Genomic DNA, 26607 nt, shown 5'->3' with positions numbered 1-26607 from the left:
TATTTTTAAAGAAATATCGAGGTTTTATATTTTAAAAAATTGAGAGACGACCAAATTGGTTGTCTCTTCTCTTGTTGTTATAGCGCCCCTTCGCCCCGCAGCCCGCCCATAAGGAAAAAGGAGTTAATTTTGCTCCATTACCCACCCAAAAAGAAAAAGAAGTTGAGTTTGCCCAGCACCCCCCAAAGGTATTTTAAAAATAATTGAAATTTTGGCAAATAAATAGTATAATTGTTTATGGTTGTTTTTTGGAGGCTTAATTGTGAAAAAACACGATCTACGTTCACTTGGTTATTTGAATATGATCATTTATTTTGCTGTAATAGTTCTGTCAAATATATTTGTTGGTCTTTTGATAGGATATTTAATATACAGGTTTACCGACCAGCAGATATGGATGGTCTTGTTGATGTTTTTAGGGATAATTTCAGGATTGTATTCGGGTATAAGGGAGCTTTTGAAAGAGGTAGAGAAACATGAAAGAGCTGAAAAAAAAGCTGAAAGAGATAGAAATGAAAACAATAACGTTAATTCTGGTTGAAACCTTAGTTCTTTCTTTGTTCTTTTCTTTAGAAGCTCTTTGGGTGTTATGGGGAGGAATTGGAGCAGTTATAGGTTTTTATTCGCTTGCAGAAGAGATTAAAAAAATTACGGTTGGTTCAAAGCCTAAAAAGATCTTACCTGGTTTTTTTATGAGATACCTTTTGTATGGAGTGATATTGGGAATCGCTGCCTTTAATTCAGCTTATGCCCTTTTGTTGGCTTTTGTCGGTTTAATAAATTTGAAGATAGTTCCATTTTTATCGTATAAATAATTTTGGTAGGTAGTTGGAGGAGGTGTTCTTTTGACGAACGATAGATTGAAGAAATTTACCATCTTTCTTTTTGCCGCTTATATAGTTTTGGGGGTAATTAACTTTTTTGTTTTCGATATGAGTTTAGAGGGTGTTGGGGATAGATGGATTGTTTATTTTGGTGATGGTGGGTTCTTTGGTCAGTTGAACCCAATGACGTTGATAATGTCTTTTGCTGTTATGTTTCTGTTGATTTTAGTTGCCCGGAGTATACATTTTGAGAGGATTCCTGGAAGGTTACAAGCTGCTGTAGAAACCTTTTTTGACTATTTTTGGGAGATGGTGGAAGATTCTGTGCCCAACCCTAAGTATCGGAGACAAACTTTTGTAATAGCTATGAGTTTTTTTCTGTATATAAGTGTTTCAAACGTTCTTGGTGGGATGCCTGGAATAAACGTTGTACCAGTTGAAAATGGATTGAATGTGCAGTTGTTCACGGATACGTGGTACACACCTACCTCTGATTTAAATGTAAATCTTACGTATGCCTTGATGGTTCTAGTGGTTAGCCACTTTTTTGCTGCAAGGTCTAAAGGCGTACTTAAATGGCTTAAATCTTTCTTTGAACCCAATCCATTGTTGTTTCCTATCAATATAATCAGTGAAATAGCTAAACCAATTTCTCATTCTTTGAGGTTATTTGGCAACGTCATGGGTGGTGGGATATTGGTGTTGATTATTAGTTATATGTTGAAATATTTCGTTTTACCTGTGTTCTTGTGGGGTTTTTTTGGTTGGTTTATTGGTCTAATTCAGGCTTTTGTTTTTTCTTTGTTAACTATTGCGTATATTGGATCATTGCTGGAATAAAAAAACTTATCAAATCAAAAAAACTAGTTTAAGGAGGAGAAAAAGATGGATTTAGCTACAATGCTTCAAAATTTAGTTACTGAAGGTGGTTCCATTGGATGGGGTTTATATTATTTAGGAAAGTTATTGGGAGCAGGAGTTGCAATGGGAATAGGAGCTATAGGTCCTGGTGTTGGAGAAGGTAACATTGGAGCTCATGCAATGGACGCTATGGCAAGACAACCAGAGATGAGCGGGAATTTAACAACGAGGATGTTATTGGCAATGGCGGTTACAGAGTCAACGGGCCTTTATTCTTTGGTTGTTGCCTTGATTTTGTTGTTTGTTCTTCCATGAGTATCTATTTTGTTGAGAATTATTAGTTTTTCCCCCAAGAGGTGATTGTATGATATCTTTTAACTTAACTTCCATAGTTAATTTAGTAGGTTTTTTGGCTTTCATGTTTCTTATGTACAGGTTGTTGTACAAACCATATTTTGATATGACAGATAAAAGAAAAAAAGAAGTAGAGAAGAATTTGAATGAGGCTGAAAAATTAAGATTAGAAGCCCAATTAAAGAAAGAAGAGCTGGATAAACAACTATCTGAAGCAGATGAAAAAAGGCGTGAAATTTTATCTGAAGCCGATGAGCAAGCTAAATCTATAATCAAGGCTGCTCAAGGAGAGGCTCAAGAGCAAAGGAAACTTATTTTAGACAAAGCAGAAAAAGAGGCTGAAGAGATTAAAGAAAGTGCAGCAAGAGAACTGCAATCGAGAATTGTTTCTCTGGCTGTTACGATTTCTTCTATGATATTGAAGGAGCAGATCGATAAAAAGAAGAATGAAGAGTTGATAAGAAGGGCTATAAACAGTTTGAAAGACAAAGGGGAATTGTGATGAAAGCTTCTTATTTTTTGGCTTCAAAGTATGCCCAAGCCCTTTTGGGTACTTTGGAAGAGAAAGGTGAAATTTCAAGATTAGATGAATATGTAGAAGCGTTTCAAAGGTTAAAAAAAGCTCTCGAAAGTAGCGAATCTCTTAGAGACATGGTTTATAGCCCGTTGATTCCGCCAAAACATATAGTTTCACGAATGAAAGATGTCTCAGAATTTGATGATACTGTTTTTGTTCAATTTTTGGAAGTTTTAGTGGATAAAAGACGTCAAAATTTGATTCCTTTTATGTCTCATATTTTATATCAAGAGAGTTTAGAGAGAGAAAAAGTTGTAGAAGTGAGGCTTGTGCTTCCTAATGAAGTAAGTAATACGATTATAAATCAGGTTAAACAAGCTATTCAAAATAAAACAGGAAGAAAAATAAAGTTAAGAACGCAATTCAATGAAGATCTTATAGGTGGATTACAGTTGTACATTGGAGATAAGTTTTTTGATTACTCCGTAAAAGGATTTTTAGAGGACATTCAATCTGCCTATGCCCCAGTTAGTGGAGGTGAAATATTTGAGAGTTAATCCAGATGAGTTAACGAAAGTAATAGAAGAACGTATTAAAAGTTATGAAAGTGGAGAGATAAAAGAAATAGGATGGGTAATGCAGGTAAGCGATGGTATCGTTAGGGCTTACGGTTTGAAGGATGTTATGACCAACGAATTGGTTGAAATAGAGACATCTGAAGGTGAAAAGATCTACGGTATAGCTATGAATCTAGAAGAAGATAACGTTGGTATTATCACCTTGGGAGATTACAAAGGAATAAAAGAAGGAGACAAATTAGTAAGAACCAACAGAATAATAGAAGTACCCGTTGGTGAAAAGTTGCTAGGTAGAGTTGTTAATCCTTTAGGTATGCCATTGGATGGAAAGGGTGAAATAAACACCGATGATTTTTATCCAATTGAAAGAAAGGCAATGGGTGTTGTAACTAGAAAACCCGTTGATACACCTCTTCAAACTGGGTTGAAAGTGTTGGATGCCTTGATCCCTATAGGAAGAGGTCAAAGAGAGCTTATAATCGGAGATAGACAAACTGGTAAAACCGCTATAGCTACTGATACAATTATAAACCAGAAAGGGAAAAATGTTTTTTGTATTTATGTTTCGATTGGGCAAAAGTCATCAGGTTTAGCAAGAACTATCGATAATTTAGAGAAGTATGGTGCAATGGACTACACTGTAGTAGTGGCAGCAGATGCTTCAGATCCTGCCTCTTTACAGTATATAGCTCCTTACGCTGGTGCAGCAATTGGAGAATATTTTATGTTTAATGGTAAGGATGCGTTGGTAATTTATGATGATCTAACCAAACATGCCGCTGCTTACAGGGAGATATCACTTTTACTTAGAAGGCCGCCAGGAAGGGAAGCTTATCCCGGAGATATTTTTTATTTGCATTCCAGATTGTTGGAAAGGGCGTCTAGGTTGAACGAAAACTATGGAAATGGATCTTTGACAGCTTTACCAATAATCGAGACACAGGCGAACGATATTTCTGCATATATTCCTACCAACGTTATTTCAATAACGGATGGCCAGATCTATTTAGAAACAGGGTTGTTTAACGCAGGGATAAGACCTGCTGTTAACATAGGTTTATCTGTTTCAAGGGTCGGTGGAGATGCCCAGACGAAGGCGATGAAAAGGGTAGCTGGATCTTTAAAATTAGACTTAGCACAGTACAGAGAGTTAGAATCCTTCACTCAGTTTGCTGCTGATCTTGATGAGGCAACAAAGAAACAGCTAACAAAAGGAGAAAAGCTCACTGAATTGATGAAGCAACCACAGTATTCACCAATGGAGATGGAAGAACAAGTTGCTGTTATTCATGCTGCCAATGAAGGTTATTTGGATCAAATCCCTACAGATAGAATAAGTGATTTTGAAAGACAATTTTTAGCCTATCTTAAAGAAAATTATAGGGATACCTTAAATAAGATAAGAGAGAGCAAAGACATAGCAGATGAGATAAAGAAAGAGCTGAATGAAGCAATCTCAAAATTTTTGAATGTGTTTAGATGATTGGGGTGATTTTAAATGAGTCGTGGTAATTTAAGAGCCATTAAAAGAAGGATCGCCTCTACAGAATCTACTATGCAAATAACAAGAGCTATGCAGATGGTTGCTGCTGCAAGGCTCAACAAAATACAAAGGCAATGGAAAGGTGTAAAAGATTATTCTAATTACGCAGAAAGAATTCTAAAAAAAGTTCCCTTTGTTGAAGAAAGCTTATACACTCAAAATAGTGAAGGTTCTTTAATCTTTGTGATCACCCCAGACATGGGTTTAGCTGGCTCTTTTCCATCTGATCTAGTTAAAGAAGCTTTAAGGGTGAAATCTAAGCTGGAAGATTTTAAAGGATACTTTGCATTGGGTGCAAAGGGCTATTCAGGTTTAAAGAGTGAAACAGTCTTGGAAAAAGAGATAAATTTATTCGACATTCCAAAGGTTGATCATGCGGAGTATTTGCTGGACATTATTTTTCAAATTATGGAAAATAAAGGCATTAGCAAGGTGAAAGTTGTGTATGGAGAGTTAAAAAATGCCTTGATACAGTTACCGAAAACTTATGATCTACTTCCAATAACAAAAGATAAATTTGAAATAGATGCCAGATACGAATACGAACCCGAGGAAGAGAAAGTGTTTGAAGATGCTGCATATCAGTATCTTCTCTCTAAAATGTATCTATTTTTATTTGAAACCAAGTTGAGTGAACTTCATGCTCGCCAGAACGCAATGAAAAACGCCACAGATAACGCGCATGATTTAATAGAAGAGTTGAACCTTGAATACAACAAGCAAAGACAAGCCTCTATTACCCAAGAATTGATAGAGATTGTTAATGGGGCGAATATGCAATAGGAGGTAATTCGATGCAAGATCAAAAGGGTAAAATAATATCTGTTATTGGACCTGTCGTCGATGTGAAATTTCCCGAAGGCCAGCTACCTAACGTTTACGATGCTCTAAAAGTAAAAAACGAGTACTCAGGTGAAGAATTAATACTTGAAGTTGAGCAATTAATCGGAGACGATACAGCTAGATGTGTTGCGATGGATTCTACCGATGGTATAAGAAGAGGTCAAGAGGTTATCAACACGCTAGAGCCAATAAAAGTTCCCGTTGGAGATACCACGTTGGGAAGGATGGTCAACCTTTTGGGGAAACCTATCGATGAAAAAGGAGAGGTTGAAGGGGAAGAATACTGGCCAATCCACAGGGACCCTCCATCGTTAAATGAACAAGATACATCGATTGAGATTTTAGAGACGGGTATTAAATGTATAGATCTTTTGGCTCCATTCCCCAGAGGCGGGAAAATAGGATTCTTCGGTGGAGCTGGAGTAGGTAAGACCGTTCTTGTTATGGAACTTATAAGAAATATAGCTAAAGAACACCAAGGGATCTCTGTATTTGCAGGTGTAGGTGAAAGAACCAGGGAAGGTAACGACCTTTGGCTGGAAATGCAAGAGACAGGGGTTATTGATAGCACGGCGTTGGTGTTTGGTCAGATGAATGAACCCCCTGGGGCGAGGTTCAGAGTTCCTCTAACCGCGTTAACTATCTCAGAATACTTTAGAGATAGGCAAAAAAAAGACGTCTTACTTTTCATAGATAATATATTTAGGTTTGTACAAGCAGGATCAGAGGTGTCGGCTTTATTAGGAAGAATGCCCTCTGCTGTAGGATACCAGCCAACATTGGCATCGGATATGGGACAGTTGCAAGAGAGAATAACATCCACAAAAGATGGATCTATTACCTCTGTTCAGGCTATTTATGTTCCTGCGGACGATTTCACGGATCCCGCACCTGCCACTACTTTTGCCCATTTGGACGCAAATATAAACCTTTCAAGGAGACAGTCAGAATTGGGACTTTATCCCGCAGTTGATCCATTAGATTCCACATCAAAGATGTTGGATCCCAATGTAGTTGGCCAAGATCATTACTCGGTTGCAAGAGAAGTCAAAGAAGTTTTGCAAAGGTATGAAGATTTACAAGATATAATAGCGATTTTGGGTATAGAAGAATTATCAGAAGAAGATAGACAGATAGTGAATAGAGCCAGAAGAATTCAAAGATTCTTAACTCAGCCTTTCTTTGTTGCAGAAAGGTTTACAAATTATTCGGGTAAGTATGTTAATGTAGAAGATACTATCAAAGGCTTTAAAGAAATACTTGAAGGGAAGCATGATGATTTACCTGAAAGCGCCTTTTACATGGTGGGTACGATAGAAGAAGCCGTAGAGAAAGCGAAAAAAATGAATGAATGAAGTGTTTGTAAGGCAGGTGGTATAAATATTTAAATTCAAAGTTGTTACCCCAGAAGGGGTAAAGTATGAAGAAGACGTTCAGTATGTAGAATTTAAAACAAAAGAGGGGTCTATGGGAACCTTAACTCAAAGGTTGCCAATAGTGACTTCTTTGAGAATCGCCCCCGTATCAATAAAAAAAGCAGATAACTCAGTTGAGAGTTTCGCCATCCATGGTGGTATTTTGGAGATGACGGGGGAGGAAATGACCATTGTTACCACCGCTGCTGAAAGATCGGAAGATATAGATGTTGAAGCCGCAAGGAAAGCTATGGAAAGTGCCCAAGAACAGATTAAAGCAACGGAAGATCAATTTAAAAAAATAAAATTACAAACAAGAATTGAGAAGAATCTTTTGAGGGTCAATATGTCAAAGAGAAAGTAAATGGCTTTTTAATTATCTTTGAATTAGGTCTATTTTTGTTTTTATCCTTTGCAAATCGTTGTAATTTTTTTCTAAATAATTATCTTTGATAGCCTTTAAATAACTTAAATTGAGCCAAACTTTTTCCCTTTCTTTCAATGAGGTTCTTTCTTCCTCTAGAATAGAAGGGGAAAATATTTTTTGATCTGTTAGAACATATGCAAGCAAATTATTAGCTAAGTCTTGATTGTTGCCAGCCACAGAACTTTTGCTGAATACTAAGTCAACTTCTTGAATCTTCAAAGTTGTTATAACAGCGGGATTTATCATTTCTTCTGGAAGGATAAAAGAGATTTTATAAGAGTTTATTGAGAATAATCTATGAGTTAAACTTCTTTCCTGGTTTATGAAGATAACTTGATTGTTGAAAAGTTTGAGAATATCGTTTTTTAGAAATAGAATCAAATGAATTCCATAAATATTGACAATTTCAGAAATCAAGTGTAATTTGCGGTAGTGGATGTTTTTGTTAGAGGAGAAAAAAAAGATATAAAAACCTTGGTTAATACCTTCAGCAAGCTGTTTTATTATGCTTTTTGGTTTCAATTTTTTTATTACGTATATACCTAAGCTGTTCTTATTATAACTTTTGGGTTCTTCAATCATTTTTAAAGACTCAAATAATTCTTTTTTAAGAAAATTATAACGTAACTTTAAGAACAGATGTTGTGATCTCATTTTTTACCTCAACACCTTGACATCATAGGTGTGAATTGTTTCTTTCAAATCCGATAAATACTTTCCAAAAGAGTACATATAATTTTTACTCTTTTTAAAATCAAGTGTGAAATAAATAGCGTTTTTGATCACGAATTCGTTTTTGTAATTGGGAACGATGTAGGACACCGTAGATTCGTTTTTCGACGTGTTGATAATTATCGCCGGTATTTTTACAATTCTCAAATTAGACTGAATATGCAGGAGTACTTTTCTTTCTAAATTTTCAGAGAAGTTCAAAGATAGAACGATTAAATCCACTTGATACAAAAGATTCAAGAAATAAAATTCAAAATTTAGAGCATCGTTGGTAAACCCAAAAGATAATAAAACATCTTTTTCTGTGATGAACCTATTATCCTTGTTTAAGTATGTTTTGTTCCTGTTTATATAACATTCTACATACTCTTTGTTATTGATAGCAATAACCTCAGATTGGTCGTTTAAAGACCAACCTGAGGTGGATAATATTAAATCAAAATCAAAAAATTCCATTGCATTAGCTGAGTTTCCTACAAAAATTCTCATTTTCCAAACTTTTCGTAAAAAGTTTTATATGCCAAATAAGTTTCGTATATATCCGCTTTTGATGCCACTTCATACGGAGAGTGCATCCCCAAAAGCGGCACGCCGGCATCCAAAACGTCTAAACCTTTTTCAGAAAAGAAAAGGGCTATGGTTCCTCCTCCGCCTCTGTCTACCTTTCCCAGTTCTCCTATTTGCCAAGATATGCCTTCTTTGTTGAAAAGGTTTCTAACTTTTCCTACTAATTCAGCATTTGCATCGTTTGTTCTTCCTTTGCCTCCTGAACCTGTGTATTTCATAAGAGTTATACCATAACCAAGTTTTGGAGCGTTGGATAGATCGTGAGCTTCTTTGTAGTTTGGATCTACAGCAGCTGATACATCGGCTGAAAGCAGAGTGGAATTTGTAAGTATTTCTTCTATGTTTTGAAGTAGTTCTTCTTCTTTTGCTAAAGCGGCAATTTTCTTCAAAACGTAGATCCAGAAATGATTTTTTGCTCCTGTATTTCCGTCGCTACCTATTTCTTCTTTGTCGACTAGTAAAACTGCCGGGTTTTTTACAGAGGTCTGAGCATCGATTAAAGCGGTCAATCCTGTGTAGGCACAGACTCTATCGTCGTGTCCGTAGGAAGCTAAAAGGCTTTTATCCAATCCTACATCTCTAGCAGGAAGGGCAGGAACGATTTCCAATTCAGCACTAACTAAGTCTTCTTCTACGATTCCATATTTATCGTTCAAAATCTTCAAGATATTTAACTTAACTGGATTTTTAATCTTATCGGTTTCATCGTAGGAAATAGCAGTAGTACCAATTAGCAAATTCATTTTTTCTGCTTCAAATGCTTCCGAAACCTTTTTATTAGCCAAATCTCTATCGAGATGTGGCAGTAAATCTGATATCACAAATACGGGATCGTTTTCGTCTTGACCTATGGAAACCTCTATTTTACTTCCATCGCTTTTTATTACTACGCCATGTAATTCAAGCGGTATGTTGAACCAGTGATACTTCTTCACTCCACCATAATAATGAGTCTTTGCCATTGCAATATTCTCATCTTCCACTATTGGCTCGGGTTTCAAATCAAACCTTGGTGAATCTATGTGGGCACCTACTATGTTGATACCATCCTTCAAAGGATTGTTGTACTTGAACGCAAATACCGCTTTGTCTCTGTTTACAAAGTAAACTTTATCCCCTTTCTCTATCTTTCCTAAGTTCACGTAATGAGAAAGAGGTTTGAAACCGTTTTTTTCAAGGAGCTCCACTGAGTATGTAGCTGCCTTTCTTTCAGTTTTAGAAAAGTTGATAAAATCCTTGTACTGTGAAGTATACCTATCGATATCTTCTTTGCTTCTTTTGCTCCATACACTTTTCTTTTGAAAAGTTAAACTTTTTTCTAACTCTGTTAGGTCCATTAGATCACCTCCAATAAAATTTTACCATATTTTTTTGAAAATAAGCACAGTTAAATAATTTTTTATGAAGTTTCGATTTATGAATACTCAAATAATCCGTTTATAAATGATTAGGAAGAAATATTTCGAAATAGAATTGATTACGATGTTTAAACTTTAATTTTCTTCAATTTTATTATTTGTTTAAAAAGTATAAAAATATTATAATAGAAACGCTAAAGAAAGATAAAGTTGCAGGGCGAAAGAGTGAAAACTTCTTAATCCTTATGGGTGGGGAGCGGGGGAAGGGCGCCATCTATAGTTTTGAAATTCCTAAAGATAATAACAAAATTTTGTGAGGAGGGGTTTTTATGGAAAAGAAGATTTATCCAGAGTTGACTATGGATTTTGTAAGGGTTACAGAAGCATCGGCTTTGATGAGTAGTTTATACTTGGGTTGTGGCAATCTGGAAATGATTAAGCATAGTTCCATTGATGCTATGAGAGGTATGTTTGATTACATAGACTTTAAAGGGAATATAGTAATGAGTAAATACGATAAAGAAAATTCAAATATGTTGTACGTTGGTGAAAAAGTGGGTAGTTGGCAAGATAACACTTCTGAAATGGATTTAGCTGTTGATGCTATAGACGGTGTGAAATTAGCTGCTTTCGGTCTTCCAAATGCCATAAGTTGTGTTGCCGCCACCGTGTCGGGAGGTATTAAAATACTGCCGACTTTTTATTCTTTGAAACTTGCTGTAGGTCGTGAATTAAAAGGTAAATTGGATTTGAGAAAACCTATTAAAGAGAATATAAAAATCGCGAGCGAGGTTTTGGGAATTGCACCAACGGAATTAACCTTTGTTATTTTGAATAGACAAAGGCATGAAGAAATTATAGAAGAGATTAAAGAAGCTGGTTCACGAATAAAATTAATAAGTGATGGAGATATTACAGCTGCCATAGCCACCGCGGTTCCCGATAGTGGGGTGGATATCTATATTGGTATTGGAGGAACTCTTGAAGGGATACTTTCGGCTGCTGCTTTAAAAACGTTAGGTGGAGAAATTCAAATGAAATTATGGACAAGAGATAGAATTGAAGAACAATCGATCAAGGAAAAAGGTTGGGACCTTGAAAAGATCTTTTATACCGATGAAATAGTTGGTGGGGAAGATGTAATATTTTCTGCTACGGGTATAACCGATGGAGATCTTTTAAAAGGGGTTAAATTTGTAAAAGGTTTTGCTTACACTCATACACTTACGATGAGAAGTAAGAGTGCAACCGTAAGAAAAATAGAGTCTATGCATAATTTAAAAAATAAAACTATAAGGTTGAAATCTTTGGAAGATGATAAAAGATTAATCGATTTGAGGAATGAGTATATTAATTAAGTTGAAAATCTTTTTTCTTTTGTCCTTGTCATAAGTAAGATTACCCCTTCAAAGGCTATTTGTAAATAATAAGTTGCAAATCTCCACAACAGTACAGTAGTAGAAACGAATCTTCCAGGCATGAAACTGGCAAGAACGATACCATACAATGCTTCTACCCCACCTGAGGACCCTGGGGTAGGTATGTAATAGACGACAAAGTTCATTATTATAAAAAGTATGAATACTTCAAGAATGCTGTAACTTCCTGACGTAATTGATGATAGTGTAATGTGCAAACCTAAAGAATGAAAAAAAACGATGAAACCTCCAAGTATAAAGTCTATTGTGACTATATGTGCCTTTTCGATCCATAGCGTTTTGATACTTAACTTTAGCTCTTCCAACCAATTTTCTAATTTTTGTAATCTTTGTTCAAATTTCGATTTGTTTTTTAATGGAAATATCTTTAGTAAAAAATTAAACAACTTATATATCAATTTTGGGTTTAAAAATAGTAAAATTAACAAAGCAGAGAACCCTAAAGCGGCCATAATACCAATAATAAGTATATATTTTCCAGTCCCTATTCTGCCTAAAATACTCATTACTCTTCTTATGAAAATTAAGATAACGGCAGAAGAAAACAGTAAATTTTCTACAAGCCTAGACAACACTATATTTGTAGCCAAAGTGGATTCTATTCCTAATTTTGTAAGATGGTATATTTGATACGGTTGACCACCACTGGCCATTGGGGTGATATTTGACATAAAATAGAATGAAACAGTGTTATAAATGGCATCCTTAAACTTTATTTTTTTGTGAAAACTTAAGGTTACTATGTACAATCTGATTAAATCGATCAAATAAGCCATAGAAAAAACTATAAATACCTTCACAATAAAAAATAGATTGACAGTTTTAAGAGTATCGAAGGTTTCTTGGAAATCTGCAAAAAATGAGATCACGATGTTGATGACCAAACCAATAATTAAAACTACGATTAGATTAATGATTATTTTTTTTCTACTAAGTGTGCTTTCATGTTCTTTGCCTTTATCCTCGGACATTTTTTCCTCCTGTATGGATTTTTTGTTTTATACCTTCTTCATAGATATTTTTTAATTTTATAAAGGCCTTTTCATCACTATAATTTTCAAATAATTGGTAAGATTTTTTCTCGTATTCAGCGTACAACTCTTTGTTAATATTAAGTTTTTTGATTATCTCAACAAAATCTTCTATTGAATTACCAGATAAATAGTTAGGAGAAAATATTTGTTTGTAAACTGGTAAATCTCTAAGCACTAAAGGTAAACCACTTCCAGCTGCTTCAATTACAACCAAGCCAAAGGTTTCATGAAAGGAAGGAAAGAAGAAAATATCCGATAAAGAATAATAATCGATCATTTTTTCTCTATTTATAGTTCCAGTAAAATTTACATTATTAGGAGCCTTCTTTATCAACTTGTTCATTTCATCATAATGCTCTGTTAAATGTTTAAAGGGCATTCCCCCAGCCCAAATGAACTTCATGTTCTTTAATCTTTTAGCGGTTTCCACGAAATCTGTTATACCTTTTCTAGGTTGAATCTGTCCGGCACCCAAAATTATGAAATCATCGTCATTATACCCATATTTTTTTCTTAAATAAGATTTTTGAGTGTCTTTTTCCTCGGGTTTTGTGAGAAACAATTCTTTTATAACAAAGTTTCTAAAGATCACAATTTTATTAGGATTTATCTTGAGATCCTTAATCAATTCATTTTTGGTCTCTTCACTGACTGCTAAAATGCAATCAGAAGAGTTATAGAAATATTTTAAATACCTATTGAAAAAAGGTAACCATAGCTTGTTGAATTTTATACTCCCTTTCAACGAATTAGGAACTATGTGAGCAGAAATCACACAAAAAGAATTTTTCTTATTCTTTAACAACGAAAAGAAGCTTTTTATGTTGAGAGTATGAATATGTAAAACATCGTAATTTCCTAAAATTTTGTTCTCATATATAGTGTAATCACTGTATTTTTTTAAGATGTATTTGTGATCCGATGTGGCAGAATACACCCCCTGACCAGGGTATTTCTCAGCTATTGATAGAATATCGATTTTCATATTTTCCCTTCTCAAAATTGGAATTTAAATGTATTTAATAAGTCTTTTTAGGTTTTTGTTATAAACTTTTGAATTAATCATAGCAGAGTTATCGACTATAAAATCTCTGTAGACATAACCATCAAGGTAAACCTTTTGCTTATAAAGATATTTATCTATCAACGTGTTAGATAACCCTTTTTGGGACATTAAACTCAATGGAAATCCTATACTTTCTATTTCGTACTGGGCTAAATCTTGTAAGGTTGTTTCAACCTTTTTAGTTGATTTTTGTTCTCTCTCTCCAAATAACGTACTTTTTATATCTTCTAACTGTTGAACTTTTCCCTTCACTCGCTGAGTGGTTTCTCTTAGTAGATTTTTACGGTTGTTGTTAAAATAATCTAATGCGCCTGATTTGATTATTAATTCCACAATATTTCTGTTGATATTTTTGTTTATTATGAAATTAAAAAAATTTTCTAAGCTTAAGAGTTTCGCTTCTTCAAATATCTGAGAAACATTTTTACCTATTCCTTTAATTATATACAAAGGTAGTATTAGCTCTGTTTCACTTGCCAAACCAAATGGATATCTAATGTCTGGCAACTTTATTTTCACACCTAAAACTGATGCTTCATTTATTACATCGACATCAACGCCTTTTATTTTAACATATTCTAAGAAGAAATTGGAAGGATCTTTAAATTTTTTTTCTGATAACCAGTATGTGAGGTGAGCGTAAGCTACCGCATGAGATTTATTAAAGGCATACTGAGCAAAGTTTTCTATCTGAGAAAACAATAAAGTTGCTTCTTTTTCGTCTATCTTTTTCGAGACGTTGGTAATAAATTTGTTTTTGAAGGTTGTAATTTTGTCTTTCTCTTTTTTAGATACTGCTTTTCTCAATAAATCTGATTCTTGTGGAGAAAATTCTCCTAAGATTTGAGCGATTTTCATTATCTGTTCTTGGTAAACTAAAACTCCCTTTGTCTCGGGGAAGATTTTTTTCAAATATTCTGGTGAGTCATCATTAACGTATTGATCTATCATCCCAGATTCAAGGGGTCCGGGTCTGTTGATGGCTAATAGTAAGATAAGCTCTTCAAAATTTTTGGGTTTTATTCTTTGGGCTAATTTTTGCCCTAATTTTGAGTCCAATTGGAAGATGCCTTTTGTCAAACCTTTAGATAGGTAATGGAAAGTTTTTGAATCGTTAAGCTCTCGGTACTTTTCTTTTATCTGTAATCTTTTTAAGAAGGTCAATGTGTCCAAAGCTAAAATGTCAAACTTTTCCACTCCTAAATATTTTAAATCAGACATTTCCCATTCTATTATAGGTACTTCCTTTTTTTCCACAGGAGAAAAGGTTCTAAGGTCATTTTGGGAGATTATCAAACCCGCTGCATGAACAGACTCTGCCACTTCTATTCCTTCAAGATAATAAGCCACATAAAAAAAGGTTTTCTCTTTTTGTGATAAAGATTTAAATTTATCAATGTTCTCTTTGCTTCTTATTGGAGCGTTTATTTTGGATTCTAAATTGTATCCAAGTAATTCTTCTGCCTTTTTTAAAGCAGATTTAATTTTCATGGTTGAGTAGGTCCTGATTTGAGAGATCTTGTTTTCTCCAAATTCTTTTTGCAATGCCTTTATTAGATCAACTCTTCTTTCCGCGTCGATATCCAGATCTATATCAGGTAATTCATGCCTGTATTCGTTTAGAAATCTTTCAAAGAGGAGACCGTAGTCTATAGGATTCACCTTAGTTATTCCTAATTTATAAACTAAGAAAGAACCTACAGCGGAGCCTCTCCCAGGTCCAACAGAAATGCCATTTTTTTTAGCGGTGTCAACGATTTTTTTAACCGTTAAAATATAATTTTCTACGTTTAGCTTTTTTATGATGTCCAGCTCGTAGGATAGTCGTCTTTTTTCTTCGAGGGTTAGGTCTTTTTGTGAAATAGTATCTGTTAGATTATAGTCAGTGACTTTGTATTCATCAAATCTATAGTTTCCTATATTGTAATAAGTTTCTATATTTGAGAAAATAGATAGTTCATTTTGATATTTTAAACTATCTTTGATGCAAAGAGATTCTTCATCTTTAAATATATCTTTTAAAACGTCAGTTGGGTACTTCACATAGGGAAGTTCAAAATCGATTTTTTTTAATCTTAAGTTGTTTCCTAATCCGTTGTAGTGCATTATAGCTGATCTAATATCGTTGTTTGTTTGCAATAAGTACTTACCATTTGCAGTTTCATATAATATTATTGGCTTAATTCTATACTTTTGGGCATAAACGATAAAACTCACCCATGATCTTGGGTGCGGTTCTGATAGAACTATGCAATTGTACTCATATCTTTTTGCTATGGAGAAAAGGTCCCTTAGCTGAAGATATGATTTGCCAATGCTTTTTGAAGTTATCACAGGTCCTAAGATCTTCAATGGCAGGGCCCTCCATCAAGAATTTTGTCTTTTTAGGTTTGTTAAAGTGATCAATAGATTTTTAAAATCTTCGGGTAAGGGGGCCAAAAATTCCATCCATTCGTTACTTTTTGGATGATAAAAGCCTAATTTCAAAGCATGAAGCATCTGTCTATCTACTGGTATTTGAAGATCTTTTTCGACTTTATTTTTTCCATACAAAGAATCTCCAATTACTGGATTACCGATGTATTTGAAATGCACTCTGATTTGATGTGTCCTTCCTGTTTTCAACCTTATCCAAACCAATGTGGCAAGATCTCCAAATTCTTTTAAAACTTTGTATTCGGTTATCGCTTCTCTTCCGTTGTACACAACAGCCCTTTTATGCCTTAAAATAGGATGCCTCCCCAAGGGTAGGTCTATTTCCCCTTCTTTTTCTTTCAGCGTTCCTTCTATTAGGGCTAAATAGTATTTCATTGTCTTTCTTTCTTTGAATTCTTTTGAAAGTAAGTTATGAGAATAAGCATTTTTTGCCACGACCAACACCCCAGAAGTTTCTTTATCGAGCCTATGAACAATTCCTAATCTGCTTGGATCTTGCATAGTTTTATCAAGATCCTTTACATGGTACATTAGAGCGTTAACCAAAGTACCGGTTTTGATACTCGGTGTTGGATGCACTATCAATCCAGCAGGTTTGTTAATAACGATTAATTCCTCATCTTCATACAGTATATTTAATGGTATATTTTCTGGTAGGATATTTTCTTCTTTAGTTTCTTCTACCAATTCATGAAAATCTATTTGAATTTCTTCCCCTTGTTTAACTTTGTAATGAGGTTTCTTTTGAGACCCGTTGACGGTAATTTGTCCTTTAATTATGGCGTTTTGAATGAGATTTCTAGAAATTTCGGTGGGCATTTTTTGGGCGATGTATACATCAAGCCTCTTTTGTTCATCTTCCTTTTCAACTTTGTACACTCTTTTTTTCATATTTGCTCCTTTTGAAAAAATGGTATAATAAAATCACACCACCAAACGTCACGAATATATCAGCTACGTTGAATATAGAAAAGTTTGGCCAATATATCATATCTACAACGTATCCTAACCTGATTCTATCAAAGATATTACCTAAAGCTCCTCCTATAATAAAAGCGATACCCAAGTCAAAAGACGTAGTAAAAAACTTATATTTTTCTTTATATTTTTCTTTTAAGATAAAAAGAAAAATTACTATTAGTGTAGAGAAGATTCCATGAAACAAAGCCATATCTTTAAAAAGTCCAAAAGCTATGCCTGTGTTTTCAACGTAAGTCAATTGGAAAAATCCAATTTTAATTTTTTTTCCCAGAAGAAACGTTTCTGAAAGTTTTTTAGTTAATTGGTCAAAAAAGATAATAATAGGTATAACCCAATTCATTTGTTCAATCCTTCCTTTTCACTTTATTATAGCTGATATTGATTATAACACTTTAGAGGTAAAAATTGTCACTTTACCGTTAAAAATCTTATCAACCGGACTGTTAGACGAAGGTACTCAATCACTTTCATTCTTATAGGTGGGCTACGGGGTAAAGAGCACAAAAGTCTTTTCCACATGCGCGGGCTGCGGGGCCAAAGTGCTGAAACTCCTTCATCCTTAGAGGGCGGGTAGCAGGGCAAAGGTGCTGAAAGTTTTTCATCCTTCTGGGTGGGGAGCGGGGCGAAGGGGCGCTAACACAGGTTTTAGAGTTCCTAAAGGCTGTAATTTTAAACAAATGAGGAGGAAAGATATGGAAGAAAGAATTCACAACTTCGATACTTTAATGGTTCATGCGGGTTTTGAAAAAGATCCAACCACCGGGGCTAACGTAGTACCAATTTACCAGACTTCATCTTATACCTTTGAAGATTCAGCTCATGCCCTTAGGCTTTTCAACATGGAAGAAACTGGGAACATATATACACGTATAATGAACCCGACGACCGATGTGTTGGAGAAAAGGGTTGCTGCTTTGGAAGGTGGTGTGGGCGCTTTAGCCACTTCCTCGGGGCAAGCTGCAGAAGCGATAGCGGTCTTAAACATTATGGAAGAAGGGGATGAAATACTCACAGCAAGCTCTTTGTATGGGGGAACATTCACATTATTTAAGAATTCTTTGAGTAGATTTGGCATAAAAACCCACTTCTTTGACATTGACGATGTGGATAGCTTGAAAAATAAGATAAATAATCGGACAAAGGCGGTTTATGTGGAAACTATCGGGAATCCCGAACTTTCTGTACCTGATTTTGAGCAGATTTCTAAGATAGCTCATGAGAATGGTATCCCTTTGATCGTAGATAACACCTTCGCTACACCTTACTTGTGCAAACCTTTCGAATTTGGCGCTGATATCGTTATTCACTCTTTAACCAAATATTTGAACGGGCACGGTAATTCAATTGGTGGAATTATTGTTGATAGTGGAAATTTCGACTGGAACAACGGTAAATTTAATATGTTAACTGAAGAAGATCCTGCTTTTCATGGGATAAGCTTTTATAAAAAATTTGGAAATGCTGCCTATATCTCAAAAGCCCGCTCCCAATGGTTAAGAGATCTAGGGGCTTCAATAAGTCCTTTCAATTCTTTTTTGATATTGCAGGGCATTGAAACATTGAGTTTAAGAATGGAAAGGCATTCTTCAAACGCAATGAAAATTGCAGAATTCCTATCCGAAGATTCGAGGGTGAGCTGGGTAAATTATCCAGGATTGAAAAATCATAAGGCTCATAAAAATGCGGTTAAATATCTAAAACATGGTTATGGAGGGATGCTTTCCTTCGGAGTAAAAGGTGGAGTAGAAGCTGGGAAAAGATTTATCGAAAGTTTAAGAATATTTTCCCATGTTGCAAATGTTGGCGATGTTCGATCACTCGCCGTTCATCCTGCTAGTACCACTCACGGGCAGTTAAGTGAAGAAGAACAGTTGGCTTCTGGGGTAAGTCCTGATATGATTAGACTATCCGTTGGGATAGAAGACATAGATGATTTGATTGAGGATATTGATTCAGCTCTAACTAAAGCAACTAAGAACTAATAACCATTTTTTAAGTTCATCCGGGACAGAACGAAAGGAGTGTTAAAAGTGCCTATAAAAATTCCTGAAAACTTACCAGCTGCAGAAGTATTGAGAGAAGAAAACATATTTATAATGACTGAAGAGAGGGCGGCACACCAAGATATTAGGCCTTTAGAGATTGTTATTTTGAATCTAATGCCAAACAAGATAGTCACCGAAACTCAATTATTACGCTTGTTAGGAAACACCCCTTTGCAAATAAATGTAGTGCTTTTAAGGATGGTATCACATAGCCACAAAAACGTATCGCAAGAGTACTTAGACACCTTTTATAAATCTTTTGATCAGATAAGTCACAGAAAGTTCGACGGATTAATTATCACTGGGGCCCCTGTTGAAACTCTTGATTTTGAACAAGTGGATTATTGGGAAGAGCTTAAAGAAGTGATGGACTGGTCAAAGAAAAATGTATTTTCTACTCTTCATATTTGTTGGGGTGCACAAGCAGGATTGTACTATCACTATGGTATAAACAAATATCATGTATCAAAGAAGATATTCGGCGTATTTGAGCATTCGGTAAGTTGTGAAGACTCGCCATTGGTTAGAGGGTTTGATGATACGTTTTGGGTCCCTCATTCGAGACATACCCAAATCAAAAGAGAAGATATTGAACCAATAAAAGAACTGATGATCCTATCCGAATCGAAAAAAGCAGGTGTTTATTTAGTTGAGAGAAAAGATGGTAGGCAAGTGTTTGTTACAGGACATCCGGAATACGATCCAGAGGTTTTAAAAAAAGAATACTATCGTGATTTAGAGAAAGGTATGGACATTGATATCCCAGTAAACTACTTCCCACATGATGATCCAGAAAAACGGCCCGTCGTGAGATGGCGAAGTCATGCTTATATTTTATTCAACAATTGGTTAAATTACTATGTTTACCAACAAACCCCATACAATCTTGACAATATTGACCAAGCAATCCTTTAACAATCAATTCAAAAAAAACAAAACTGTAGGGCTAACTTATTAGTTGCTCTACAGTTTTAGTATCTTTATACAAAATTTTAGAATTTAATTTTTGGTTGAAACCAATTCTTTTGTTTCTCTTGCTATCATAAGTTCTTCGTTTGTTGGAACTACCAACACGGTTACCTTAGAATCGGGAGTACTTATGACCCTTTCTAAGCCTTTAAAATTGTTTTTCTCTTTATCTATCTTTACACCAAGGTAAGTTAAATACTTTTCACATATTTCTTCCCTTGTTACCGGAGAATTCTCTCCTACACCGGCGGTAAACACTATAACATCTACACCGTTCATCGCTGCAGCGTAAGCTCCAATATATTTGGCTATCCTGTACTCATAAATGTCAAGTGCAAGACGACAAACTTTATCTCCTTCTAATGCTTTATCTTCAATATCCCTCATATCACTTGAGAAACCTTTCGTTATTCCATAGACTCCACTTTTATTATTCAATATTCCTATAACTTCTTTTGCTGTTAATCCCTCTTCTTGAGCCAGAAATGAAACAATGGCAGGATCTATATCCCCACTTCTTGTTCCCATAACTAAACCCTCTAAAGGAGTGAATCCCATTGAAGTGTCGAAAGATTCACCATTTTTTACAGCGGCAATGGATGCCCCATTTCCAATGTGTGAGGTTATGATTTTAAGTGTTTTTATATCTTTTCCCAATATTTCGGCTGCCCTTCTTGAAACATATTTATGACTCGTACCATGGAACCCATAACGTCGAATCTTGTATTTTTCGTAGTACTCATAAGGAATTGCATACAAGAAAGAAGTATTTGGCATAGTTTGGTGGAAAGAAGTATCAAATACCCCAACTTGTGGCACATTGGGTAAAAGGTCCATCGCTGCTTTTATTCCCATGACGTTTGCAGGATTGTGCAACGGCGCCAAAAAAGACATCATTTCAATTGCATCCAAAGACTCTTTGTCAATAATAACAGAAGAAGAAAATCTTTCACCCCCGTGCACCACTCTATGTCCAACTGCATCTATTTCCTTTAGAGATGAAATAACCTTGTAATCTTCAGAAGTTAAGAGATCTAAAACTTCTTTTAAACCTTCTTCATGATTTTTTATAACCTTCTCTATAACATATTTTTCTTCGTTTTTTCTGTGGATAATTCTTGACCCTTCTATACCTATTCTTTCGACCAATCCTTTGGCTAAAACTTTTTCTGTATCCATTTCAAGAAGTTGATATTTAATCGAAGAACTACCTGAGTTGATTACTAAAACTTTCATGTTTTTCCTCCTCACGCAAACGATTTTTTAACCGTTAAATTATACAACAATATAGAAGAAATTTCAAATAAAAAGTATTCAAGAATAATAAGTAGCAATAATCTCTTTTGAAAGCAGTGACTTATAATCCCAGATGTAAAAAAAGTCTCTTTCGGGACATTGGGCAACAGCTGAGTTATGAGTGCCTAGTTGAAGATTATAATCACAACATATTGACAAATTTTGATTTTATTCATATAATAATATCATATCAAATATTTTTGATATGTTATTATCATATGTGAGGTTTTCCTAGAATGCAAATATTAAAAGAGATTTGGGATTTTACTCAATATCAGCTTCTTGGCATGAAATGGCTTGATACCTTGATTGGAAAGATCCTTTCAAGTCTAGGAGTGGATACATCTACCCGCATAGGTGGTAGCATCGAGTTTTTCGTCTATGATGTCATTAAGATAATCATACTGCTGTGTTTACTGATTTTCTTTATCAGTTACATTCAGAGCTTTTTTCCACCAGAACGCAGCAAGAAAATATTAGGCCGATTTCAAGGTCTCGGTGCTAACTCTGTCGCGGCTTTACTAGGCACGGTAACGCCTTTTTGTTCTTGTTCATCCATTCCTTTGTTTATTGGTTTTACATCTGCAGGCCTTCCAGTGGGAGTAACTTTCTCGTTCCTTATCTCTTCCCCTATGGTCGACCTAGGGTCGCTGTTTCTACTTATGAGTATTTTTGGAGCAAAAGTTGCAGTCGTGTATGTAATACTCGGATTGATTATCGCAGTAATAGGTGGTACGGTTATAGAAAAATTACGAATGGGGAAGTACGTTGAAAGCTTTATTATGATAGCTGGAAATGTAGATATAGAAGCACCCGAACTGACAAGAAAGGATAGACTGGTCTACTCTAGGGACCAAATGCTGTCCACCTTTAAAAAGGTGTTTCCATATATCTTGATTGGTGTGGGCATTGGCGCCATTATTCACAACTGGATTCCCGGAGAATGGATTAACTCCGTTCTCGGTAGTAAAAATCCGTTTGGAGTTGTTTTAGCCACACTTGTCGGCATACCAATGTATGCCGATATCTTTGGTGTAATCCCAATTGCAGAAGCTCTATTATCTAAAGGAGCTGACCTAGGCACCGTTCTTTCGTTTATGATGGCGGTCACAACTCTGTCTATACCATCTATGGTCATGTTACGCAAAGCTGTCAAACCGGAGCTATTGGCACTATTTATCGCAATCTGTACCATGGGTATTATTTTTGTAGGTTACTTTTTTAACGCTATTCAAGGCTTCATCATATAGTAGTAAGAAAATATCAGTAAAAGACTTAGTGTCCAGCTATTGTTTATACGATCTGTATGGAGTATGGCATTTACATCAGAAGTTGTTGTACCGCAGAAGGCTCAATTGTGTCTATAATCTAGTTATACTTCGGAATAGATTCCAAATAGTTGCCATCAATTGAACAACAAAAACTGAATAAAAAGGGGTGTAATAAAAATGTCACTATTTGAAAAGAAAAAAGAAGAAACAACATCCTATTACGGAGAAAACCGTAATACAGGAAGCATTGCGAAGGGAGTACATGCTAAAGCTGGGGGTGCTAGTGTTAAAATACTTGGAAGCGGATGTCCAAAATGCAATCAACTTGAAGTGACAACAAAAGAGGCTCTGCAGCAGCTTGGTATGGATACAGCGATTGACCATGTAACAGATTTTTCAGAAATTGCAGCTTATGGTGTCATGACAACCCCTGCTCTTGTTGTAGATGGAAAAGTGGTTTCTTATGGTAAAGTTTTAAAAACAGAAGAGGTAGTGGAGCTTCTTCAAAAAGTTAGGTCATGAAAAAAATGAATGAAATTAGCAACCCGAGTCACAGATTTCGTTAGCATGGTTGTTACACAAAGGACCTTTCATAGCACACATATTATTTAGCGGTTTTTGAATATTGAATAAATTTTTAAGATTTGAAAGACAAATCCAGGCTTTGGTTCGGTTTTCCACCTCAAGATATAAAAGATCTGCTGTGAGCAGACCTTTCTATGTGCACCCATATGCCTGTTACATATAAAAAAACATCCGCTTTACGCGGATGTTTTGATAAAATGGTTCATAATTATAATGCAGTCCATCCTCCATCAATAACCAACTCAGAACCTGTCATGAAGGAGGATTCATCGGAAGCTAAGAAAAAAGCTCCGTATGTTATATTTAGCAAGTTCATCTGTAGCTGTTTTTGTTAACAATCTCGATGCACCTTAACCTTCCCTCCTTCCTTTTCAAAGATTACTGTCTTTAGAAACTCTAAAACATGCATTGTAACTAACTTTTAACACTTTCAATATTTAGGGATAAAACGTTCCAATCTCCCCCGTTGTTTCCCCTGCTTCTGCCTACGATAAGAATTATGCTTTCGCACCTTTAGAAAAGGTTGTTAAGTATTTGGATCTTAGTGGGTTTAACTTCTTAACGGAGTAAATCTGACGGATATATGGTATGAAAGTAGAAGAATTGTATAGATATCTCAAAAAACATGGAGAAGAATTAAGGCAAAAGCTCCTTGAAGTAAGATACAACCCGAAACCGGTAAGTAGGAAAGAGATACCGAAACCGGATGGATGGAATGGATAAACTACTATGGAATAGCGAACATGAAAAAGGTAGCAGAAAATCTTGATGGATGGCTTAGAAGGAGAATTAGGTTGTGTATCTGGAAAGGATGGAAGAAAATTAAAACAAAACATGAAAACTTAGTCAAATCAGGACTAAACACTAACAAAGCATGGGGATATGCAAATACAAGAAAAGGCTATTGGATAATCTCCAATAGCCCAATACTTTCAAGGACACTAACTAATAAACACCTTAAGGAAATGGGTTTAACTTCGATCCTGGAAACGTATAACCTAAAACATCAATTCTGTTGAACCGCCGTATACCGAACGGTACGTACAGTGGTGTGGGAGGACGGTAGATAAATTAATTATCTACCTCCTAACCCGATCGATTCCCTGCCCTGGGACTACTATGACATCTTTAGCCACCCTCTGTTGACCCCGGCATACCCATTGCTGAGATACAATTACCCTCAGAAATAACAGATTATTTTTTTGATGGGTAACATTTGCCTTATATCTTTACTGCTACCCTTGCTGCCTCTTCTATGGCTTCCAAGGTTTTTCTGGGCTCTACGGCATCACCAATCACATATACCTCAGATACTTTGCCTTTTATTTTCTCTTCTAGTGGGTTATATGCTTTAGCTCCCATGGATAGGACTATCGTATCAAATCCTGTGAGCTTTTCTTCTTTTCCGCCTTTTTCATATACTACACCATCATCAAGGAACTCCTTCACTGTGGCATTGGTAATTGCTTTAACACCGTATTTATTCAGCCTCTCCATGAGGAAGAATTTGACCGCTGCCTGTTCATCTCTCGCTATTTCCGGCAGCATCTCCACTATGGTTACATTATGATAATGCTCGCCTAGGAAATCAGCTGTCTCAACACCTACCATACCGCCGCCGACTATGAGGACATTCATACCAGCTTCTTTTTTGCCTTCCAGTATGTCAACCGCTTTGGCAAATTTGGGGTTGTCTATACCCTTTATATTGGGTACCAGAGGCACCCCACCTGTAGCTAATATAACCACATCGGGATTCTCTTTCATTATAAGGTCCTCTGTCACCTCTACCCCCGTTTTATACTCTACCTCGTACTTTTTGCCCATGGTTATATAGTACCTTATAGCCTTTAGTATATCCTGCTTTGTCGGTGGTATGGCTCCTATCCTGTACTGACCGCCCAACACATTTTCTTTTTCGTAAAGGGTAACCTTATGTCCCCTTTTGGCTGCCACCCATGCAGCTTCTAATCCGCCTGGTCCTCCACCAACTACCATAACGTTCTTGGATTTTTCCGCTTTTTCGACTTTAAGCTCTCCTTCTCTTCCAGTAAACGGGTTTACAAGACAGGAAATATTGGACTTTGTAGGATCAAACAGGTAGCCTGCGCAGGCCTGCATGCACCCTATACATGGTGAGATCTCTTCTGTTAAACCGGCAGCAACCTTATTGGGCAGTTCAGGGTCAGCTAAGGACTCTCTACCTAACGCAACTAAATCGGCTTTTCCGTCTTCCAATATGTCCTCCGCCATGAGTGGGTCATTAATTCTGCCGACTGCTATTACAGGTATATTAACGACCTTTTTGATTTCTTCCGATGCATAAACGTTAAATCCCGGAGGTACAGCTGCAGGTGCAATAATATATTGGGTGCTTGCATAAACCCCTGCGGATACATGGATTGCATCAACCCCTGCCTCTTCCATCACGCGGGCTACCAGTCTGGAGTCATTTATGTCTCTTCCACCAGGCACCCTCTCATCACCGCTCAATCTGAATATAATTGGATATCCGTTGCCCACTTTTCTCCGTATATTCTTAACTATTTCCACAGGGAATTTCATCCTGCCCATAAAATCTCCGCCGAACTCATCTACCCTCTTATTAGAATATGGAGACATAAACTGGGCTATAAGGTACCCATGGGCTCCATGTACCTCCACAGCATCAAACCCGGCATCTCTGGCCCTTCTTGCAGCATCTCCGAATTTCTCAATGAGGTCATATACTTCTTCGGTCGTCAATTCTCTTGGCATTTCCCTTTCCACCGGACATGGTATTGGCGATGGAGCCACAGGTTGACCTCCTATTTTATCGTGAGTTGTTTGCCTTCCGGCGTGATGAAGCTGAATTGCTATTTTAGCTCCATACTTATGAACCTCCTCTGTTACTTTCTTCCATGCAGGTATAAACTTATCGTCCCATATACCAGGCTCATCCCATGGAGAACCTTTTCCAAGAGGGTCAATTGCCGCAGCCTCTACAATCAGCAGTCCATATCCTCCTTTTGCTCTTGCAGCCCAATATGCTACATGCCCTTCGGTTGGGCTGCCATCCGCTCGTGCTAATCCAGTAGCCATTGGTGGTACCACATAACGATTTCTTACCTCCATCGTGCCTATCTTTATCGGTGAAAAAAGCACAGGATATTTCATATAATTGTCTCCCCTTTCTTTTTATTTTTATATTGTTATCTGTCTAAAAACCTTTCCTCTCGGAAAATGACCAGTGACCTTTAATGTCTCCCCAACACTTTTAATTGGTTACTCTCTTGAAGATTGTCACCTCCCTTTTACAAATAGCTCAGCTTCAACTTTTCCCATTCCTCTTGCGGCTCCTGTAATAATAGCAACTTTTCCTTCTAATCTTCCTGCCATAATATGAATCCCTCCTTTTGATGTGAATATTTTCACAATTTACGATAAATAAAAACGACTAAATTAATCGTATCTAAATTATACCATA

26 protein-coding genes and 3 pseudogenes are annotated in these 26607 nt (G+C 36.0%); 17 read left to right on the top strand and 12 right to left on the bottom strand.

Annotation, left to right across the window (positions count from 1 at the left end; all coding sequences use genetic code 11):
• The first annotated feature begins 262 nt into the window (after positions 1–262).
• From X925_RS01720 to atpC, 10 genes are read left to right on the top strand one after another with little or no spacing between them, the layout of a single operon-like run.
• Positions 263–541 carry an AtpZ/AtpI family protein gene (locus X925_RS01720; protein WP_121514855.1) on the top strand — a complete coding sequence of 93 codons (279 nt, stop codon included), beginning with the start codon at positions 263–265 and terminating at the stop codon, positions 539–541.
• Complete coding sequence (locus X925_RS01715) at positions 477–815, top strand: hypothetical protein (RefSeq protein ID WP_158245383.1); 339 nt, start codon at positions 477–479, stop codon at positions 813–815. Before X925_RS01720 ends, X925_RS01715 begins: the two co-directional genes overlap by 65 nt.
• Before the next feature lie 30 nt (positions 816–845).
• A complete protein-coding gene (gene atpB / locus X925_RS01710) occupies positions 846–1664 on the top strand; it encodes a F0F1 ATP synthase subunit A (RefSeq protein WP_121958956.1) in 819 nt (272 codons plus the stop codon).
• Between the two features lie 45 nt (positions 1665–1709).
• Complete coding sequence (locus X925_RS01705; protein ID WP_012208577.1) at positions 1710–2000, top strand: F0F1 ATP synthase subunit C; 291 nt, start codon at positions 1710–1712, stop codon at positions 1998–2000.
• A 49-nt stretch (positions 2001–2049) separates the two neighbouring features.
• Positions 2050–2541 (top strand): F0F1 ATP synthase subunit B, encoded by a 492-nt coding sequence (gene atpF, locus X925_RS01700; RefSeq protein WP_121514852.1) that lies wholly within the window; start codon positions 2050–2052, stop codon positions 2539–2541.
• Positions 2541–3113, top strand: a complete 573-nt coding sequence (gene atpH / locus X925_RS01695) for an ATP synthase F1 subunit delta (protein ID WP_121958955.1) — start codon at positions 2541–2543, stop codon at positions 3111–3113. The genes atpF and atpH overlap by 1 nt, the downstream gene beginning before the upstream one ends.
• A complete protein-coding gene (gene atpA, locus X925_RS01690; protein WP_121958954.1) occupies positions 3103–4617 on the top strand; it encodes a F0F1 ATP synthase subunit alpha in 1515 nt (504 codons plus the stop codon). The genes atpH and atpA overlap by 11 nt, the downstream gene beginning before the upstream one ends.
• Before the next feature lie 15 nt (positions 4618–4632).
• On the top strand, positions 4633–5460 hold the full coding sequence (gene atpG, locus X925_RS01685; protein WP_121958953.1) for an ATP synthase F1 subunit gamma: 828 nt from the start codon (positions 4633–4635) through the stop codon (positions 5458–5460).
• Between the two features lie 11 nt (positions 5461–5471).
• Entirely contained in the window at positions 5472–6875 is a 1404-nt protein-coding gene (gene atpD / locus X925_RS01680) for a F0F1 ATP synthase subunit beta (RefSeq protein ID WP_121958952.1), read from the top strand.
• A gap of 25 nt (positions 6876–6900) precedes the next feature.
• The gene (gene atpC, locus X925_RS01675; RefSeq protein WP_012208571.1) at positions 6901–7299 is read left to right on the top strand and encodes an ATP synthase F1 subunit epsilon; all 399 of its coding nucleotides are present in this window, start codon (positions 6901–6903) and stop codon (positions 7297–7299) included.
• 12 nt (positions 7300–7311) lie between these two features.
• Here atpC and X925_RS01670 read toward each other — a convergent pair whose 3' ends face one another.
• Genes X925_RS01670 through X925_RS01660 form a run of 3 tightly spaced genes read right to left on the bottom strand, consistent with a single transcriptional unit; the run spans position 7312 to position 9998 of the window.
• A complete protein-coding gene (locus X925_RS01670; RefSeq protein WP_121958951.1) occupies positions 7312–8016 on the bottom strand; it encodes a hypothetical protein in 705 nt (234 codons plus the stop codon).
• 3 nt (positions 8017–8019) lie between these two features.
• Positions 8020–8583, bottom strand: a complete 564-nt coding sequence (locus X925_RS01665; RefSeq protein WP_012208569.1) for a hypothetical protein — start codon at positions 8581–8583, stop codon at positions 8020–8022.
• Entirely contained in the window at positions 8580–9998 is a 1419-nt protein-coding gene (locus tag X925_RS01660; RefSeq protein ID WP_121958950.1) for an aminopeptidase, read from the bottom strand. The genes X925_RS01665 and X925_RS01660 overlap by 4 nt, the downstream gene beginning before the upstream one ends.
• Before the next feature lie 350 nt (positions 9999–10348).
• On the opposite strand from X925_RS01660, the gene glpX reads away from it, so the two are divergent.
• On the top strand, positions 10349–11377 hold the full coding sequence (gene glpX / locus X925_RS01655; protein ID WP_121958949.1) for a class II fructose-bisphosphatase: 1029 nt from the start codon (positions 10349–10351) through the stop codon (positions 11375–11377).
• On the opposite strand, the gene X925_RS01650 is transcribed toward glpX, so the two are convergent.
• Genes X925_RS01650 through lspA form a run of 5 tightly spaced genes read right to left on the bottom strand, consistent with a single transcriptional unit; the run spans position 11374 to position 17315 of the window.
• Entirely contained in the window at positions 11374–12429 is a 1056-nt protein-coding gene (locus X925_RS01650) for a lysylphosphatidylglycerol synthase transmembrane domain-containing protein (RefSeq protein ID WP_121958948.1), read from the bottom strand. The genes glpX and X925_RS01650 overlap by 4 nt on opposite strands.
• Positions 12416–13477, bottom strand: a complete 1062-nt coding sequence (locus tag X925_RS01645; RefSeq protein WP_121958947.1) for a glycosyltransferase family 4 protein — start codon at positions 13475–13477, stop codon at positions 12416–12418. Before X925_RS01645 ends, X925_RS01650 begins: the two co-directional genes overlap by 14 nt.
• Positions 13478–13501: 24 nt before the next feature.
• Positions 13502–15910 (bottom strand): DNA polymerase III subunit alpha, encoded by a 2409-nt coding sequence (dnaE, locus tag X925_RS01640; RefSeq protein ID WP_121958946.1) that lies wholly within the window; start codon positions 15908–15910, stop codon positions 13502–13504.
• 15 nt (positions 15911–15925) lie between these two features.
• Positions 15926–16885, bottom strand: a complete 960-nt coding sequence (locus X925_RS01635; protein WP_121958945.1) for an RluA family pseudouridine synthase — start codon at positions 16883–16885, stop codon at positions 15926–15928.
• Positions 16860–17315: a signal peptidase II gene (gene lspA / locus X925_RS01630; protein ID WP_121958944.1), complete on the bottom strand. Its 456-nt coding sequence runs from the start codon at positions 17313–17315 to the stop codon at positions 16860–16862. The genes X925_RS01635 and lspA overlap by 26 nt, the downstream gene beginning before the upstream one ends.
• Before the next feature lie 352 nt (positions 17316–17667).
• Here lspA and X925_RS01625 point away from each other — a divergent pair, with 352 nt between their 5' ends.
• Together X925_RS01625 and metA are read left to right on the top strand one after the other, a co-directional pair.
• Positions 17668–18957 (top strand): O-acetylhomoserine aminocarboxypropyltransferase/cysteine synthase family protein, encoded by a 1290-nt coding sequence (locus X925_RS01625; protein WP_121958943.1) that lies wholly within the window; start codon positions 17668–17670, stop codon positions 18955–18957.
• Positions 18958–19005: 48 nt separating this feature from the next.
• Positions 19006–19935: a homoserine O-succinyltransferase gene (metA, locus tag X925_RS01620; RefSeq protein WP_103898410.1), complete on the top strand. Its 930-nt coding sequence runs from the start codon at positions 19006–19008 to the stop codon at positions 19933–19935.
• An 84-nt stretch (positions 19936–20019) separates the two neighbouring features.
• On the opposite strand, the gene ackA is transcribed toward metA, so the two are convergent.
• Positions 20020–21225, bottom strand: coding sequence for an acetate kinase (gene ackA, locus X925_RS01615; RefSeq protein WP_103065110.1), 1206 nt, complete (start codon positions 21223–21225; stop codon positions 20020–20022).
• A 296-nt stretch (positions 21226–21521) separates the two neighbouring features.
• Here ackA and X925_RS01610 point away from each other — a divergent pair, with 296 nt between their 5' ends.
• The gene (locus tag X925_RS01610) at positions 21522–22535 is read left to right on the top strand and encodes a permease (RefSeq protein ID WP_121958942.1); all 1014 of its coding nucleotides are present in this window, start codon (positions 21522–21524) and stop codon (positions 22533–22535) included.
• A 198-nt stretch (positions 22536–22733) separates the two neighbouring features.
• Positions 22734–23078, top strand: coding sequence for a thioredoxin family protein (locus tag X925_RS01605; RefSeq protein ID WP_103065297.1), 345 nt, complete (start codon positions 22734–22736; stop codon positions 23076–23078).
• Positions 23079–23349: 271 nt separating this feature from the next.
• Here X925_RS01605 and X925_RS10585 read toward each other — a convergent pair.
• Positions 23350–23445: pseudogene (locus X925_RS10585) on the bottom strand (SDR family oxidoreductase); the annotation flags it as partial.
• A gap of 284 nt (positions 23446–23729) precedes the next feature.
• Between X925_RS10585 and X925_RS10515 the strand changes: the two are divergent.
• Both X925_RS10515 and X925_RS10385 read left to right on the top strand, forming a co-directional pair.
• Positions 23730–23864, top strand: coding sequence for a hypothetical protein (locus tag X925_RS10515; protein WP_255408238.1), 135 nt, complete (start codon positions 23730–23732; stop codon positions 23862–23864).
• A pseudogene (locus X925_RS10385) lies at positions 23858–24160 on the top strand (group II intron maturase-specific domain-containing protein); the annotation flags it as partial. The gene X925_RS10515 and the pseudogene X925_RS10385, both read left to right, overlap by 7 nt.
• A 202-nt stretch (positions 24161–24362) precedes the next feature.
• Here X925_RS10385 and X925_RS01590 read toward each other — a convergent pair.
• Positions 24363–26297 (bottom strand): FAD-dependent oxidoreductase, encoded by a 1935-nt coding sequence (locus X925_RS01590; RefSeq protein WP_103065295.1) that lies wholly within the window; start codon positions 26295–26297, stop codon positions 24363–24365.
• A gap of 135 nt (positions 26298–26432) precedes the next feature.
• Positions 26433–26519: pseudogene (locus tag X925_RS10580) on the bottom strand (cyclopentanol dehydrogenase); the annotation flags it as partial.
• Between the last annotated feature and the right edge of the window lie 88 nt (positions 26520–26607).

The sequence above is a fragment of the Petrotoga sp. 9T1HF07.CasAA.8.2 genome (assembly GCF_002895585.1).
Lineage (GTDB): Bacteria > Thermotogota > Thermotogae > Petrotogales > Petrotogaceae > Petrotoga > Petrotoga mobilis.
This window is presented reverse-complemented; position numbering and strand designations above follow the sequence as displayed.

What these genes read in the sequence shown, in the direction of transcription:
- X925_RS01715 (WP_158245383.1), top strand. Translation starts at nt 477, where the DNA reads ATGAAAGAGCTGAAAAAAAAGCTGAAAGAGATAGAAATGAAAACAATA.
- X925_RS01705 (WP_012208577.1), top strand. Translation starts at nt 1,710, where the DNA reads ATGGATTTAGCTACAATGCTTCAAAATTTAGTTACTGAAGGTGGTTCC.
- atpF (WP_121514852.1), top strand. Translation starts at nt 2,050, where the DNA reads ATGATATCTTTTAACTTAACTTCCATAGTTAATTTAGTAGGTTTTTTG.
- atpH (WP_121958955.1), top strand. Translation starts at nt 2,541, where the DNA reads ATGAAAGCTTCTTATTTTTTGGCTTCAAAGTATGCCCAAGCCCTTTTG.
- atpG (WP_121958953.1), top strand. Translation starts at nt 4,633, where the DNA reads ATGAGTCGTGGTAATTTAAGAGCCATTAAAAGAAGGATCGCCTCTACA.
- atpD (WP_121958952.1), top strand. Translation starts at nt 5,472, where the DNA reads ATGCAAGATCAAAAGGGTAAAATAATATCTGTTATTGGACCTGTCGTC.
- X925_RS01670 (WP_121958951.1), bottom strand. Translation starts at nt 8,016, where the DNA reads ATGAGATCACAACATCTGTTCTTAAAGTTACGTTATAATTTTCTTAAA.
- X925_RS01665 (WP_012208569.1), bottom strand. Translation starts at nt 8,583, where the DNA reads ATGAGAATTTTTGTAGGAAACTCAGCTAATGCAATGGAATTTTTTGAT.
- X925_RS01660 (WP_121958950.1), bottom strand. Translation starts at nt 9,998, where the DNA reads ATGGACCTAACAGAGTTAGAAAAAAGTTTAACTTTTCAAAAGAAAAGT.
- glpX (WP_121958949.1), top strand. Translation starts at nt 10,349, where the DNA reads ATGGAAAAGAAGATTTATCCAGAGTTGACTATGGATTTTGTAAGGGTT.
- X925_RS01650 (WP_121958948.1), bottom strand. Translation starts at nt 12,429, where the DNA reads ATGTCCGAGGATAAAGGCAAAGAACATGAAAGCACACTTAGTAGAAAA.
- X925_RS01645 (WP_121958947.1), bottom strand. Translation starts at nt 13,477, where the DNA reads ATGAAAATCGATATTCTATCAATAGCTGAGAAATACCCTGGTCAGGGG.
- X925_RS01635 (WP_121958945.1), bottom strand. Translation starts at nt 16,885, where the DNA reads ATGAAAAAAAGAGTGTACAAAGTTGAAAAGGAAGATGAACAAAAGAGG.
- lspA (WP_121958944.1), bottom strand. Translation starts at nt 17,315, where the DNA reads ATGAATTGGGTTATACCTATTATTATCTTTTTTGACCAATTAACTAAA.
- X925_RS01625 (WP_121958943.1), top strand. Translation starts at nt 17,668, where the DNA reads ATGGAAGAAAGAATTCACAACTTCGATACTTTAATGGTTCATGCGGGT.
- ackA (WP_103065110.1), bottom strand. Translation starts at nt 21,225, where the DNA reads ATGAAAGTTTTAGTAATCAACTCAGGTAGTTCTTCGATTAAATATCAA.
- X925_RS01610 (WP_121958942.1), top strand. Translation starts at nt 21,522, where the DNA reads ATGCAAATATTAAAAGAGATTTGGGATTTTACTCAATATCAGCTTCTT.
- X925_RS01605 (WP_103065297.1), top strand. Translation starts at nt 22,734, where the DNA reads ATGTCACTATTTGAAAAGAAAAAAGAAGAAACAACATCCTATTACGGA.
- X925_RS10515 (WP_255408238.1), top strand. Translation starts at nt 23,730, where the DNA reads ATGAAAGTAGAAGAATTGTATAGATATCTCAAAAAACATGGAGAAGAA.
- X925_RS01590 (WP_103065295.1), bottom strand. Translation starts at nt 26,297, where the DNA reads ATGAAATATCCTGTGCTTTTTTCACCGATAAAGATAGGCACGATGGAG.